Here is a 13,647-nt window from a genome sequence, read left to right as displayed (position 1 = left end):
CCGGCAGGTCGACGGAGCCGAACGGTACGTAGCGGTGGAACGGCATCCCGGACGGCTGCTGCAGCACGGTGGCCGCGGTCACCGGGGTGGGGCGGCAGGTGGCGCGAACCGGCTGCCCCTGCGCCGGGTCTGCGCCGACCGCAGGGACCGCGGATCCCTGCGAAGTCCCCGGTGGCCCGCTCACCGGCCCGTCGGCCGGCAGCAGATCGACCTGGATCACGTCCACCTGTTTCTCCAGCTGGGCGGCGACCTGCCGCGGATCCACCCGGTCCAGCTCCACGATGAACGTCGCCCGCCGGATACCGGCCGACTGTGTCACCTCGACGCCGAAGTCGCTGAGGGCGTAACCCCGCCGAGCCAGCAGACAAGTGATCCGCGCGACGGCCCGCGGGCGGTCGCAGAACAGGACGGACAGTCGATGACGTTCCAACGGAATCTCCTTCGGGGCTCCTGCGGCGGGGCGGACGCCCGCACCGCGGGTTGAGGAACGGCGACCGGACCGAACCGGAGACCGTCCGCTCGGCCTTGCCACCACGTACCGGCCTGCCGTGGAAGGAAGCCGTGCACAGACGCACGGAGGCAGGGAGACGAGCCGCCGCGGCACCGACGCCACCGACGAGGACTGCCCTACGGGGAGCCTGCGGGAGGGTGCCGGCGTCACCCGACATGTAGCGCAACCGTACGGGCACCGATCGTGATGGTCAGCCGCCGAAGGGGAAGCGGATCAGGCAACCAGGAGCGCCGGACATGACGTCCGGGCGACCCGGGCCACCCCGGGGGCCGAGGACCCGGCCGCCCCCGCCGGGTGCAGCGGCCTCAGCCGTGGAGGTCGACGAGCCGCATCCCGCCGTGGTCCGAAGTGAGGTCCAGCGTCTTGGCCCCCAGCTTCCGCCACACCGAACGGACGGCGTCGAGGCGGCCCGGGCCGGTTCCGAGCGCGATGACACAGTCACCGCCCACCGCGCCGGAGCCCTTGACCGCGACACCGTCCCGGGCGGCCCCGGAGACCAGCTCGGCGATCCTCGCCCGGGCGGGCACACCGAGTTCACAGGCGACGTCGTGCAGTATGCCGCCGTAGCCCGAGACACTGCGCAGAAGCGCCGGCGCGCAGGAGGCGTCCGCCGCCGCCCAGAAGTCCGCCAGGACCGCGTGCATGCGCTCGAGGATCGCCGGGGCGGAGGGGATCATCTCGAACTCGGCCAGGCTCTCCCTGGTATCGGCGGTCACACCGCTCCACGCGGCGGCGAGCAGCAGCCCGGGGGGAACGGCCGCGGGCCTGATCCGGGCCACGCCCTGGAACAGCGAGTAGTCGACCCACCCGCCGTACACACTCGCGGCCACGTCCGCCCCGCTGCCGTGACCGCCCTGATGGGCGCGGTGCACCGCGAACGCGAGGTCGAAGATCCGGCGACGTACGTCGGCCCCGGCGAGGTCGAGACCCGTCACGGCGCCCAGACAGCCGAGCACCGCGACCGTGCCGGCCGCGCTGCCGCCCAGCCCGGTCTTGCGGCCCGCGCCCGTGCCCACCCCGCGTACGGTCAGGTGCCGTGGTCCGGTGAGTGCGAACGCCTCCGCTCCCGCGGTGACGGCCGCCGCGAGCAGACGCCCGCCCTTCGCCCGCCACACGGCCGACAGCGGGGCGTCGATCCCCAGGTCCGGTGCGGTCAGCCACCAGCCGCCCGCCCGGGGGACGCTGCGGCACTCGATGCCGGAGCTCACGGCCGTCACCAGTGACCGTCCGCCGTGCAGGACCGCGTACTCGCCGACGATCATCAGCTTCCCGGGTGCGAACACCCGCGTGCCGGTCACGTCGCGCCCCCTCCCGCCGGCGTCGGCGTGTCCTGCCACGGGGCCGGCAGCCGCGCCCAGGACGGCGGTTCACGCAGCATGCGGGGACCCTGGCCGGGTCGGGAACGCAACACCCGGTGCACGCCCGGGACCTCGGTGAGAGCGGCTGCGACGCCGTCGGCCGCGCCGGGCTCGCACACCACCTTGACCTGCGGACCGGCATCGATGGAGAAGAACGCGGCGGTCCCCTCCTCCCGCAGCCGCCACACCTCGCGCATCACCGCGACCGTCGCCGGCTCCCAGTACAGCAGCGGGGGAGTCGAGCCGAGTGCGGTCGCGTGCATGCGCAAAGCGTTGCGCTCGACGACCGGACCGAGCGCGGCCAGATCCCGCCGCTGCACCGCATCGCGCACCAGGGAGAGGTCGGCCGGATTGGCGTCGAGCCAGGCCCGGTAGAACGGGGAGGTCGACGCGGTACGGACCATGCCCTCCCGCGACGAGATGTGCTTGGGTTCCTCGCGGGTGACGGCGATGACCACGGCGAGCGGCCAGTGGTCCGCAGCGGCCACCTGACGGACCGTCTCCTCGGCCCCGACCTGCCACTCCACGAACCCGCCCAACAGCGACCGGCACGCCGAACCCGAACCGCTGCGGGCGAGCGCGGTCAGGTCCACGTTCCCGGGAGCCTCATCGGCGGCCTCCGCCAGCGCGTAGGTGAGGGCCGCATAGGCGGATGCCGAGGACGCCAGGCCGGACCCCACCGGGAAGTTGGACTGCACCACGACGTCCACCGCCCGGCGGATCCGCAGCACCTCGCGCGCGTGGGCCACGAAACGTCCCAGGCCCTCGGTTGGTCCCGGCGGATGCCACACGGCCCGGTCGGATTCGCCCCGGGACCGGAAGCGCACGGCGGCGAGCGAGGTGAGACCGTCCAGCGTGACCGACAGACTGGCGTTCGCGGCACGGTTGCCGCCCTCAGCAGTCTTGCCCCAGTACTTGACCAGCGCCAGATTCGCATGGGCCTGTGCAAGGATCACAGCGCACCGACCCGGGCCAGGAATGCCTCGATCATCAGCCGGCGTTCCTCACAAGGAACTCCCGGGCCGGCTGTGAAGGGCACGGGCCCCGATCCCTGCTCGGTGAGGTAGGCCCGTACCAGCCGGTCGAACGGGGCGGGCAACGGCAGTCTGCCGGTCGGGTCGGCCACCACGGAGGCCAGCTCGTCGGCGACAGATTCGAGCCACAGGGCGCGGTAGCGCGCGAAGCCCCGGTCACTGGCCGGAAAGCACTGGGCGATCTGCAGGTAATCGATCTCGATGATGCGCTCGATATCGTCCGTCCATGACATGAAGGTCTCCCCGCTACGGCTGGATCCAGGCCCTGGAGACCACTATGCGCGGCCCCCGTCGGACGGCTCCTGCCCCAACGGGCAGCCCATCGCCCCAACGCAGGTCCGCCCGCCGCAACGAACGGTCGGCCGCCATCGAGCCGTCACCCACCAGGGGTGCGCTCACCAGCCGCCGCCGGGAACCAGGCCGACGACGGCCGGTCGGGCCGCATCGAGGACGATCGGGAACCAGACGGAGAAGGGGTGGGTGGCACGCAGCTCGTGCAGCCGGCCCGGCGTGACGAAGCTGGTGTCCGCGACCTCCAGGGGGTCGGGCTCGGGGGCGGCCGCATCGACGATGCCGACGAAGAGGTGGTTGTACTCCTTCTCCACCAGGCCGGTACCCGGGTCGGACAGGTCATAGGTGACCGTGCCGGCCTCCTGGAGCCGCATCGGCGCGCAGCCGAGCTCCTCCGTGATACGCCGGGCTGCCGCCAGGAACGGCGCTTCGCCGGGAGCCGGGTGGCCGCAGCAGGTGTTGGACCAGACTCCCGGTGAGTGGTACTTGCCGAGCGCCCGCTGCTGAAGCAGCATCCGGCCGTCCGCGTCGAAGAGGAAGACCGAGAACGCCCGGTGCAGATTCCCCGGAGCCTGGTGGGCCGACAGTTTCTCGGCCGTTCCCACGGTGCGGCCGTGTGCATCGACCAGTTCCAGCATCGTTTTACTCATGGCTGTGCTGCGCCTTCCGGCATCTGGACCCGAGCCGTCAGGCCCTGGTCGGCGGGTGGAATTTTCCGTGGGCTCGACTTCGAAGGCCGGCCCATGTCGAATGCTTGGTTCTCATCTGCTCGCGATTCCTCGGCCGCAGGCACCTCCGCCACCCCGACGACCGGCGTCACCGGCCCGCACCGAGCAGTCGGGACCGCAGTCCTACCAGGGCCCGCATCCGGGTGAGGCTGATGTGACACACGGGGCGTGCCTGACGCAGGAAGGCGACCGGGCTGTCCTCGGGCACGGTGAGTGTCGCGCTCCCCGTCCCGGGCCGTCCGGCCAGGAGGAAGAGGGAGCGTCGCAGACCACCACGGTCGGTCGGCTGGAGGACGTGGAGCGGCAGCGGGGCGGGCAGACCGATCCTGCGGGCCGGGACGAAGGTGTACCGGGCGATGAGACGCCCGTCGTCTCCGGAGGCGGACGCCTCGACGGTCGACCCGGCCGCGAACGTGAAATCCGCGAGCTCCTTCGGGATGCTCCACAGTGCTCGGCCGCCCGCCTGCGAGATGCGGCTGTCAACCCAGATCTTCAGGACGGTCCCCCGGACGGGAGGACGCAGGCGCGCCACCGAGCAGACCATGAACTCGCGATAGGGCCCCACACTGCTGGTGTCGTAGGAGACCCAGGCCGCGACGAGCAGACGGGTGCCGTCGCGGCCCACCGGGGCCGGCGGCCGCAGCTCGCGGGGGAGGGCATCGGCCGGCAGGCGAAGCGCGGTGCCGTACATCCGGCCGGTGAGCCGCCACGGGGCGGGCGGGTACGCGGTCTGCGGTGGTGGCGGTGCCGGGTGCGGGCGCTCTGTCGTCATCGGAGTCTCCAGCAGGGGCGTGGTTCGGCTGTCGGGGAAGCACTGTCAGGGAAAGCACCGTCAGGGGAAGCACCGTCAGGGAAAGCACCGTCAGGGAAAGCACCGTCAGGGCGGCGGGGAGAGCTCCGCGGCCGGGATCCAGTTGCTGTGCGTGCCGGTGGCGATCCGGGCGGGCAGTTCGACCGTGGCGACGGGACCGGCCGCCGGATCGCCCGCGTCCAGGAAGCTGAGGGTGCCCGGCCGGTTGTCGGCCCGGTAGGTCAGGTGGGCGATCCATCCGCGGTCCTCCTCGTGGCGGTCGGGATCGGGGATGAAGACGGCCTCGGACGTGGCCGAGTCCTCCGGGAGCCGGTAACGATCATCCCGCCCGGTGACGAGGTCGTGCCGGATCACCGTGTCGGGAAGGCGCAGCGCGTGGGCGTTGGGCCGGGTGCCGGTGAGTGCGTAGAAGTAGCGCAGCGGCTCCCCGAGCCGCCGGGGGTCGCTCCGCGGCAGCTCGTGCGGCAGGTCGCCGAGCTGGGTGGAGACGGCGGTGCCCCGGTACGGGTCGATGCTCCAGTTCCACAGGGTGCCCTCGCGTGAGAGCGGGTCCTCCCCGGGGTCGGTGAAGATGCGCGGGTAGCGGATCGCGGTGAGCTCGATGGTCCCCGACGGGGTCTCGTGGGCGCCGACCAGGTGGAAGACGAAACACTGCGGTACGTCGATCCACCTGACGTCGGCTGTGGCCCCGGCCCGGGGGACCACGGCGATACGGGTACGCCGCGCGGGGTCCCACAGGTAGGGGAAGTGCCCCCGGACCGCCAGTGCGGGCGTGAACTGGACCGGTGTGGTGAGGAAGAGGAGATGGCGGCGGGTGAGGGCGACGTCGTGGATCATCGGGCGCCCGTCGAGGGCGATCCGCCTGCTGTGCATCCGCCGTCCGTCGCGGTCCAGCACCAGGTAGTCGGCCCACCGGTGCAGGGGACTGCCGGCGATGAGGTGGAGTTCACCGGTGCGCGGGCAGCGCTTGGGATGAGCGGCGAACCCGTGGGGGACGGCGCCGTCGAGGTCCGTGTAGGCCAGCGTCTCCAGGGTCGGCGCCAGGTGCACCGGCAGGCAGCCGGTCTCCACCAGGGCCAGCAGCCTGCCGCCGTGGGCCAGCATGTTGGTGTTCACCGTGTCGATCGGGAACCGGCGCGGCCCCGGCGGCCGTGCCTCGTGCAGGGCCCTGCAGACCCGGCGGGACCGGATCCAGCGGCTGCGGAACCAGCGGGCCCCGCCGTCCGCGATACGGATCGCGCTGACCATCCCGTCCTGTGTGAACCAGGTGTACCGTCCGGCTCCGGTCCGCCGGGGCGGGCGGACCGGGTTCGGCCCGATCTGGGTGAACAGGCCGTCCAAGGTGCCGGGCAGACGTCCCGTGACCTTCAGCTCCGTGCCGGAGGACTCGCACGTCACCGGTGTGTACGCGTTCTGCAGGTACGGGCTGAGGGCCTCCTGGCCGCTCCTGAAGGGGAACCGGGTCATGTCGCTCTCCCGTCCGTGCTCTCCGCCACGTCCACCCGTGCGGGGACCGAGGCGAGGCCACGGGGGCGAGGACGGCGGCAGGGCAGTCGGTCGGCGACCCGCGGGTGGGTGGCGATCACCAGCGCGTTGACGACCAGCAGGCAGGTCACGGCGAAGAAGATCGCCTCCTCGACGGGAAGCCCCAGCAGCCGGAGACCCGTGGTCCGCTCGGGAGACAGCCGCCACGTCCCGGCGGCGATGGCCACCCGGTCGATGACGCACAGGTACAGCCACACCGGCACCACCATCAGGGCGCGGAGCCGCCGTCGATCGGCCATCAGATCCGCGCCGACACCCGCCTGAAGGGCGAGCAGGGGACCGAACCAGACGAGCAGGGCGCCGAGATAGGTCAGGCGCGTGTCGGCGGCGGCGATCGACCCCAGCGCGGCCGCCGAGAGCCACAGAGCGCAGAACACCGTTCGGCGCCCGGGGCCGCGGATGGTACGGGCACCGTGCAGAACGCCCCCGAGCCGCCGGATGTACAGAGGAGGGCCTCCGCCGTCCGGGAGCCGGGGCCCGGCGCGCGACCCGATGATGAAGACCCGGGGTGGAGCCGCCTCCAGCAGACAGACGATCGACCACAGGCCGATCAGCACCGTCTGGCCCGCCATGAAGAGGTACTCCTCGAACGGAACACGCCCCCAGGTGGCCAGCACCCCGTCCGGTGGGTAGCTCCAGACGCCGTGCCGAATGATCCAGCTGTCCCACGGAGGCGTCCACACCAAGGCGGCGACGACGAGCAGCGCGGTGATCCAGGCCGCCATCCGCAGTCGCCCGCGCTGCGCGGGACCCGGGTGCCGCCGGCTCACGAGAGCGGTCAGCACCGCGGCCAGCAGGAGTGCGGGGGCGAGGAACAACCCCAGGAAGCCGAGGTAGGTCATGGCACCGCGCTCCGTCGAAGCGCACCGGCCTGCCGCCAGGCACGGGCGGCGACGCGCACCCGGGTGCGCGGCGGAACCGACACCCGGCGGTCGAGGATCTGGTAGTCGGCGCTCTCGATCGCCTCGAGGATGCCCCCGTACAGGGTGAACGCCGTCTCTATGCACGGACGGCTACTGGGCGCCAGCATGGGGATGCCGCCCACCGCGTAAGCGTACTGACGGCGGTTGCGGTCGATCTCGTACCGCAGCAGGTCCCGCAGGTTGCGCGACACCCGCGTCCTGCCGAGCTCGGCCTCACTGACGGCGAAACGCTCCAGGTCCTCCTGCGGAAGGTAGATCCGGCCGCGGTCGTAGTCCTCGGCCACGTCCCGCAGGAAGTTGCTGAGCTGGAACGCCTCTCCCATCACCCGGGCGCGGTCCGCCGCCTCCGGGGCCAGCGGTTCCAGGATGGGGATCAACTGGAGGCCGATCACCGCGGCCGAACCGTAGACGTAGCCGCTGAGGTCTTCGAACGTGCGGTAGCGGGTCACCGTGAGGTCGGCACGCATCGAGGCGAGGAAGGCATCGACGTGGCCGATCGGGATCTCCCACTGCCGCATGGTGTTCAGCAGGGCCCGGGCGACCGGCTGATCGGCCCGGCCGGCCCGCAGCTGCGAGGTGACCTCGGCGGACCACGCATCGAAGTGAGCGGCTCGGGTCGCCTCCGGTTCGTTGTCGACGATCTCGTCCGCGAAGCGGGCGAAGCCGTAGAGCGCGTGAACGTGCGGCCGCTTGGCCGCCGGGAGCAGCCGGGTGGCCAGGTAGTAGGTGCGTCCATGGCTCGCGGCGAGGTGCCGGCAGTAGAGGTAGGCGTCCTGGAGCCGGGGATCGTCGATGCCCGCCCTGCTCAGCGCCCGACGGCGGTCGCTCACCGTCCGCCCCCGCTCGCCTGCAGGCGGACCGGCCCGGGGCGCCCGGGCGGCGCGCCGCGTCGTGCGGGACCGGTGATCCGCTCGGCTGCCAGCCGCCCGCTGATCAGCGCCATGGGGATGCCGACACCGGGATGGGTGCCCGCGCCGGCCAGCACGATGTTCTCGCCGGCCAGGTTCGGCGTCCGGAACGGGCCGGTCTGCCCGAGCGTGTGCGCCGCGCTGAACGGAGTCCCGGCCGGACAGTCCCGGCGCTGCCAGTCGACGGGTGTGGTGACCGTGGCCGCCTGCGGGTCCTCGGCGAGCTCGGGATAGCCGTGACCGGTGAGGGTCCGGCGGACCAGATCGAGGTAGGGGCCGCGGTGGATGTCCCAGTCGACGTGGCCGTCGGCGAGATTCGGTGTCGGGAAGAGCACGTAGTGGCTGTGATGACCCGGCGGGGCGAGGCCCGGATCGGTGACGGTCGGGGTGCTCACGAGGAACGACGGATCGGACATCAGCCGACCCTGGCGGGTGATCTCCTCGAACCCGCCGCGCCACGACCTGCCGAAGTGGATCGCATGATGGTCCCGGTCCGCGGCGCCGCGCGGGGCGCCGGCGAGCAGCAGGAAACAGGACGGCGAGAAACGCAGTGAGCGAAGCCTCCTGGGCGACCGGTTCAGCAGCTGGGGGAAGGCCAGGAACGGGTCCGCGGTGATGACGACCGCGTCGGCGGGCAGCCGGTCCCCGTCCTGCGTGACGACCGCGCGGGCACGGCCGCCGAACGTGGTCTCCACCCGCTCGACCCGCTGCCCGTACCTGAAGGTGACGCCGTGCCGTTCGGCCAGATCGGCCAGTGCCTGCGGCAGGCGGTGCATGCCTCCGTGGGGGAAGAACACCCCGGCGACCGTGTCCATGTAGGAGATGACGGCGTACAGGGCGCGGGCCCGGTGCGGGGCGACACCGGCGTACAGCGCCTGGAACGAGAAGAGCCGGATGGTGCGGGGGTCGTGGAGGTAGCGGCGGATCCTGGCCTCCAGGCCGCCGAACGCACCGAGAGCGGCGAGCCGGGCCAGCGCGGCCACGTTCAGATCGAGCGGGCCGTCGACGTTGCGATCGATGAAGTGCGCGTATTCGGCGCGGTAGAGCCGCTGCAGGTACGCGGCCAACCGCCGGTAGCCGTCAGCCTCGCCGGCACCGCAGACGCGGCCGATCTCATCGGCCATCGCGTCGCGGTCGGCGTAGGCGCGCAGCGTACTGCCGTCCGGGTAATGGGCACGGTAGGCGGGGGAGAGCCGGTGCAGGGTGAGGTGGTCGTCCATCTCCTCATCCACCGCCCGGAACGTCTGCTCGATCAGCTCCGGCATCGTCAGCACGGTGGGGCCCGTGTCGAACCGGTACCCGTCCCGTTCGACCAGCCCCGCCTTGCCGCCGGGGGCGCTGCCCTGTTCGACGACGGTGACGTCGCGTCCGGCCGCGGCCAGGTGTACCGCGGCGGACAGACCGGCCAGTCCAGCCCCGACGACGACGACGTCCTGCACGTGTGCGGTGACACCTGCGGTCATCCTGTACCGCCCTTCCCCGAGCGCCGACGATGGTGCAGCCCTGCCGTGCGGTCGGCGTGTTGCGCACACCCTGACGCCGAAGAGCACCGCGGTCGCAGCCTTCGAAGAGAAACGGGCGTGGTGGCTTCCGAACATCCTGTGCCGTAGCCCGGGGGACGTCCCTCCTTTTCGTGCCGTCCATCGGGCAGGACCTGGGCCGAGGGTCCGCCTACCACCTCGGCGAGCCCGCTCGGTGCGCCCCCGGGATCAGTCCCGCCGTCCGACCTCCCACCACCAGGCGATACTCGGACACGGAGATGCTGCAAGGAATTCATCGCCGACCCGGTCCCGGCACAGCAGCGGTGCCCGAGCCGGAGAACGCCTGTACCGGGCGGATTCGTAGCACCATTGAAGGTTTCCACTGATCATGTGTCCTAGATTCTTGAGATACTTCTGTGTCGGGGGGCTGACATCGGCTGCGGTCTGTTCGTGGAGCCGGACGAAGAGGCCCATGATGCGATTGCACAGTTCGATGGACCGGTTGATACCGGGCTGCAATCCGCCTTCGGAGCGCGTGAGGACGTTGACGATGTTGTGTGACTTCTCGCCGGCGTACGAGAAGAGATCCGCATGAAGGTTGATGAGCAGTCCGGCTGCCTGGCCCATGGCTGCAACGGAGGGCATCTCTCTTTCCTCTGCCGGCAGTTCACCTCCCCCTCCGCAGATCTCCACCGATACGATGGCTGCGCGAGCTGCTCCGCTGTACAGGCGCTGAATCAGATAGTCATCGAGTGAGAAATCAGAGGATCTATGGGTGAAATCTAGCTCCCAGGCGACACCGAGCAGCCATGCCTCGAAGGCGGAACTCCAGAGGCGAATCTGGGTCCCGGTGGAATTCATGGCAATCTGCTGGCGAAGCGTTGCGAAAGAGCTCAGCAGGGGGTCTTCCTCGTCATGTTCCGCCAGAGGTGATTCAAGCAGGTGTGCCAGCTTCGGGGAAATTTTCCGATAGGATCTCCTGCGCTGCCCGAGTGGTCCGCGATCAAAGAGGTCATCAATGGAGAACCCCAAATATAGATAGGACGCATGTAGTAGCAGAAGTTCCTCAGGGGCTGCCGGGATCATGCTTCCGGCAGCTCTCGCACTGCCCGTGGCCAAAACCCTCTCCCGATCGATTCCGGTATTGTCGAAAAGTCGACGCCGATCCATCCATTCGATGGCCTGCGTCTGCGCCGCCGACTCTCCGGGGTGATAGGCGGGTGAAATCGGGCAGTACAGAGGTATCTGCTTCGGGGTGAAGTGATCGAAATCTGATGGTGAGGACATCGGGAGACCCCCGGCTGGAATCTGAACGAGTCACAGGATAGATATTCCTGTGGGCTCTGGCCGTCACTTCGGATCCCGTATCCGGCGGTCGACCGAGGGAGCCTTCTGTGCAGCTTCATCCGGTCGGATCCACGATCGATGCCCCGAGGGGAGTCCGTTCGGGCGGGAGTCGGCACCCCGGACGGTGACGGGGACGACCGTCTCCACCGCCCGCCCCGGTGGCCCCGGCCCGTCGGCGCTGTGGTCGGGGCCACCCGGTCGGCGGGTTCAGCGGATGTGGAGCCGGGTGGTCAGTTCCTCCACGAAGGCTTCCAGGTGGGCGGATCGAGGCTCTCTGCGGGTGGCGATGTACCAGGTGCGGGGGAGTCCTTCGGGGCCGAGCCGGACGGTGCTCAGGCCGTGGGAGACGAGGTAGGGGGCGGCGACCCAGTTGGGGAGCACCGTGATGCCCTGGCCTGCGGCGACCATCTCGATGAGGAGGTCGGTGATCACGGGCATGACGGTGATGCGCCCGGGTCTGGCACCGTGCGGGATCGGCAGCGGGGTGGACGGGATGCGGTTCTGGTCGTAGCCGTCGTAGAGCACCAGGTGGGTCCCGGCGAAGTCCTCGGCCGTGACGTGGGCACGGCCGGACCAGGGGTGCCCGGCCGGGACGACCGCCACCATCTCGTCCTCGAACGCCCTGGTCAGACTGACCCGGTCCATCTCGCGGTCGGGTTTCGTCACGAGGGCCACGTCCACCAGACCGGCCAGCAGGGCGGGGACGGGAGCGTCGTCGGGCACGGCGGCGATCCGGATCTCCGCCTCGGGGTGCCGTTCGCGGAACGCCCGGACGACCGGGGGCAGCCACTGGAAGGTGGTGCTGCACTGGGCGGTGAATCTCACGTGGCGGGCGTGGCCGTCGCGCATCTCGCGCAGGTCGCGGGCGGCCGACTCCAGTTCGCCGAGCACCTGACGGGCTGCCACCAGCATGCGTCTGCCCGCCTCGTTGGGGACCAGCCGGCGGCCGCGGCGGTCGAACAGCGGCTGGCCGAGGCGGTCCTCCAGCCGGCCGAGGCGCTGGCTCAGGGCGGGCTGGCTGACGAAGAGGCGTTCGGCGGCGCCCGTGAGGGTTCCGGCGTCCGCGGTGGCGGACAGGAGCTCCAGGTCACGCAGATCCACGTTCATAACGAGGGATTATCACATACTTGAAAATTCGTCCTGGTGTTATGTGTGCCGCCCTCCTAGGTTCGTTCGTGCCGGCGGGAACGGGGGCTCCGGGGCCCCGCCGCGGGCAGCCGAGTAATCACCTGCACAGAGGAAACAGCCATGTCACGCACCAACACCGCCGTCGTCACCGGATCGTCCAGCGGGATCGGCCTGGATATCGCGCGGGCCTTCCTGGCGGAGGGGGGCAATGTGGTCCTGAACGGCCGGGAATCGGAGCGCCTCGCGAAGGCCGCCGCCGCGCTCGGGCACCCGGAGCGAGTGGTCGCCGTGCCGGGCGGCATCGGGGAGGCGGCCACCGGGCGGGCCCTGGTGGCCGCCGCCGTCGAGCGCTTCGGCGGGGTCGACGTGCTCGTCAACAACGCCGGCACCTTCGCCCCCAAGCCGTTCACCGAGGTCACGGAGGAGGAGCTCGACGGCTACCTGTACGGCAACCTGCGGGGCACCTACCTGACGACTCAGGCCGTGGTGCGTCAGCTGCGGGCCCAGGGGCGCGGCGGGGCGATCGTCAACATCGGCACGGTCCTGGTGGACCACGCCATCGCCGGGTTCCCCGCCTCCGCCCCCGTGGTGAGCAAGGGCGGTGTGCACACGCTGACCACCAGCCTCGCGGCCGAGCTCGCCGCCGACGGCATCCGGGTCAACCTGGTCGCCCCCGGCGTGGTCCGCAGCCCGCTGCACGCCGGCGCCGACGTGGACTCCTTCGGCGGGCTCCACCTGCTCAACCGGGTCGCCGAGGTCTCCGAGATCTCCCAGGCCGTGCTGTACCTGGCGGGCGCCGAATTCGTCACCGGCCACGCCCTGCGGGTGGACGGCGGCCACGTCATCGGCCGTGCCCTGTGAGCGGCCGGGCGGACGCCGAGACCGCGGTCCGTGCGGTTCTCGGGGCGTACTTCGACGGCCTGTACCAAGGGGACCGCGAGGCTCTGGAAGGGGTGTTCCACCCGCAGGCCGTGTACGCGACCGCGACCGAGGGTCCGCTCCTGCTGCTGCACATGCCGGAGTACCTGCCGATGGTCGCCCGCCGGGAGCCGCCGGCTGCTCGGCGGGAGGAGCGCCGTGACCGCATCGTGTCGGTCGAATTCGCCGGCCCGGTGACAGCGCTGGCCCGTGTCGAGTGCGCGATGGGACCCCGCCGTTACAGCGACTTCCTGACCATGGTGCAGGTGGAGGGCCGCTGGCAGATCGTCTCCAAGGTCTTCCACTTCGAACACTTCGAAACGGAGAGCTGAACCGTGCCGTACGTCAACGTGAAGATCACTCGGGAGGGCGCCACCCCCGAGCAGAAGGCCCAGGTCATCGCCGGCGTCACCGATGTGCTGGTGAAGGTCCTCGGCAAGAGCCCGGCCACCACCTTCGTGGTGCTCGACGAAGTGGCGCTGGAGGACTGGGGAATCGGTGGCGTGCCGGTCGAGGAGTACCGCCGCCACGCCTGAGTCCCGGCCACGGGCCGGTGCACGGCCCGCCGCAGCCGGCCACCTCCTGGAAACCGTCCGCAAGCCGGACCACCCCGTGATCACGAGTGCCTCCGTGCCCCGCGCGCGGAGGCACTCGTGGGTCGTGC

The 13,647-nt window shown here is 71.0% G+C and carries 14 protein-coding genes and 1 pseudogene; 3 read left to right on the top strand and 12 right to left on the bottom strand.

The window, feature by feature from the left end; all coding sequences use genetic code 11:
• The 12 genes and pseudogenes from AB0D08_RS18910 to AB0D08_RS18855 all read right to left on the bottom strand — a co-directional run.
• Positions 1–430: pseudogene (locus tag AB0D08_RS18910) on the bottom strand (hypothetical protein); the annotation flags it as partial.
• 386 nt (positions 431–816) lie between these two features.
• The gene (locus AB0D08_RS18905) at positions 817–1,809 is read right to left on the bottom strand and encodes a hypothetical protein (RefSeq protein ID WP_033819702.1); all 993 of its coding nucleotides are present in this window, start codon (positions 1,807–1,809) and stop codon (positions 817–819) included.
• Positions 1,806–2,825, bottom strand: a complete 1,020-nt coding sequence (mvaD, locus tag AB0D08_RS18900) for a diphosphomevalonate decarboxylase (protein ID WP_359890038.1) — start codon at positions 2,823–2,825, stop codon at positions 1,806–1,808. The genes AB0D08_RS18905 and mvaD overlap by 4 nt, the downstream gene beginning before the upstream one ends.
• The gene (locus AB0D08_RS18895) at positions 2,822–3,136 is read right to left on the bottom strand and encodes a hypothetical protein (protein WP_033819701.1); all 315 of its coding nucleotides are present in this window, start codon (positions 3,134–3,136) and stop codon (positions 2,822–2,824) included. Before AB0D08_RS18895 ends, mvaD begins: the two co-directional genes overlap by 4 nt.
• Before the next feature lie 162 nt (positions 3,137–3,298).
• Positions 3,299–3,844, bottom strand: a complete 546-nt coding sequence (gene idi, locus AB0D08_RS18890; RefSeq protein ID WP_233288985.1) for an isopentenyl-diphosphate Delta-isomerase — start codon at positions 3,842–3,844, stop codon at positions 3,299–3,301.
• A gap of 166 nt (positions 3,845–4,010) precedes the next feature.
• Positions 4,011–4,694, bottom strand: a complete 684-nt coding sequence (locus AB0D08_RS18885) for an acetoacetate decarboxylase family protein (RefSeq protein ID WP_359890036.1) — start codon at positions 4,692–4,694, stop codon at positions 4,011–4,013.
• Between the two features lie 105 nt (positions 4,695–4,799).
• Positions 4,800–6,200, bottom strand: a complete 1,401-nt coding sequence (locus AB0D08_RS18880; RefSeq protein WP_033819699.1) for a carotenoid oxygenase family protein — start codon at positions 6,198–6,200, stop codon at positions 4,800–4,802.
• Positions 6,197–7,120 (bottom strand): lycopene cyclase domain-containing protein, encoded by a 924-nt coding sequence (locus AB0D08_RS18875; RefSeq protein ID WP_051812116.1) that lies wholly within the window; start codon positions 7,118–7,120, stop codon positions 6,197–6,199. The genes AB0D08_RS18880 and AB0D08_RS18875 overlap by 4 nt, the downstream gene beginning before the upstream one ends.
• A complete protein-coding gene (locus AB0D08_RS18870) occupies positions 7,117–8,031 on the bottom strand; it encodes a phytoene/squalene synthase family protein (protein ID WP_033819698.1) in 915 nt (304 codons plus the stop codon). The genes AB0D08_RS18875 and AB0D08_RS18870 overlap by 4 nt, the downstream gene beginning before the upstream one ends.
• On the bottom strand, positions 8,028–9,572 hold the full coding sequence (gene crtI / locus AB0D08_RS18865) for a phytoene desaturase family protein (RefSeq protein WP_033819697.1): 1,545 nt from the start codon (positions 9,570–9,572) through the stop codon (positions 8,028–8,030). The genes AB0D08_RS18870 and crtI overlap by 4 nt, the downstream gene beginning before the upstream one ends.
• Positions 9,573–9,818: 246 nt before the next feature.
• Entirely contained in the window at positions 9,819–10,877 is a 1,059-nt protein-coding gene (locus AB0D08_RS18860) for a hypothetical protein (RefSeq protein ID WP_149038068.1), read from the bottom strand.
• Positions 10,878–11,144: 267 nt separating this feature from the next.
• On the bottom strand, positions 11,145–12,044 hold the full coding sequence (locus AB0D08_RS18855) for a LysR family transcriptional regulator (RefSeq protein ID WP_359890031.1): 900 nt from the start codon (positions 12,042–12,044) through the stop codon (positions 11,145–11,147).
• Positions 12,045–12,185: 141 nt separating this feature from the next.
• Here AB0D08_RS18855 and AB0D08_RS18850 point away from each other — a divergent pair, with 141 nt between their 5' ends.
• Genes AB0D08_RS18850 through AB0D08_RS18840 form a run of 3 tightly spaced genes read left to right on the top strand, consistent with a single transcriptional unit; the run spans position 12,186 to position 13,519 of the window.
• Positions 12,186–12,926, top strand: a complete 741-nt coding sequence (locus AB0D08_RS18850; RefSeq protein ID WP_033819696.1) for an SDR family oxidoreductase — start codon at positions 12,186–12,188, stop codon at positions 12,924–12,926.
• Entirely contained in the window at positions 12,923–13,315 is a 393-nt protein-coding gene (locus AB0D08_RS18845; RefSeq protein WP_033819695.1) for a nuclear transport factor 2 family protein, read from the top strand. The genes AB0D08_RS18850 and AB0D08_RS18845 overlap by 4 nt, the downstream gene beginning before the upstream one ends.
• A 3-nt stretch (positions 13,316–13,318) precedes the next feature.
• Positions 13,319–13,519, top strand: a complete 201-nt coding sequence (locus tag AB0D08_RS18840; protein WP_033819694.1) for a 4-oxalocrotonate tautomerase family protein — start codon at positions 13,319–13,321, stop codon at positions 13,517–13,519.
• Positions 13,520–13,647 lie beyond the last annotated feature (128 nt).

The sequence above is a fragment of the Kitasatospora sp. NPDC048540 genome (assembly GCF_040651175.1).
GTDB lineage: Bacteria > Actinomycetota > Actinomycetes > Streptomycetales > Streptomycetaceae > Kitasatospora.
The sequence above is the reverse complement of the archived record's forward strand: the minus strand, read 5'-3'. Positions and strand labels throughout refer to the sequence as shown.

Bases quoted from the DNA above. Each gene is read 5' to 3' on its own strand.
- AB0D08_RS18885 (WP_359890036.1), bottom strand. From the start codon at position 4,694: ATGACGACAGAGCGCCCGCACCCGGCACCGCCACCACCGCAGACCGCG.
- crtI (WP_033819697.1), bottom strand. From the start codon at position 9,572: ATGACCGCAGGTGTCACCGCACACGTGCAGGACGTCGTCGTCGTCGGG.
- AB0D08_RS18850 (WP_033819696.1), top strand. From the start codon at position 12,186: ATGTCACGCACCAACACCGCCGTCGTCACCGGATCGTCCAGCGGGATC.
- AB0D08_RS18855 (WP_359890031.1), bottom strand. From the start codon at position 12,044: ATGAACGTGGATCTGCGTGACCTGGAGCTCCTGTCCGCCACCGCGGAC.
- idi (WP_233288985.1), bottom strand. From the start codon at position 3,844: ATGAGTAAAACGATGCTGGAACTGGTCGATGCACACGGCCGCACCGTG.
- AB0D08_RS18860 (WP_149038068.1), bottom strand. From the start codon at position 10,877: ATGTCCTCACCATCAGATTTCGATCACTTCACCCCGAAGCAGATACCT.
- AB0D08_RS18875 (WP_051812116.1), bottom strand. From the start codon at position 7,120: ATGACCTACCTCGGCTTCCTGGGGTTGTTCCTCGCCCCCGCACTCCTG.
- AB0D08_RS18880 (WP_033819699.1), bottom strand. From the start codon at position 6,200: ATGACCCGGTTCCCCTTCAGGAGCGGCCAGGAGGCCCTCAGCCCGTAC.
- AB0D08_RS18895 (WP_033819701.1), bottom strand. From the start codon at position 3,136: ATGTCATGGACGGACGATATCGAGCGCATCATCGAGATCGATTACCTG.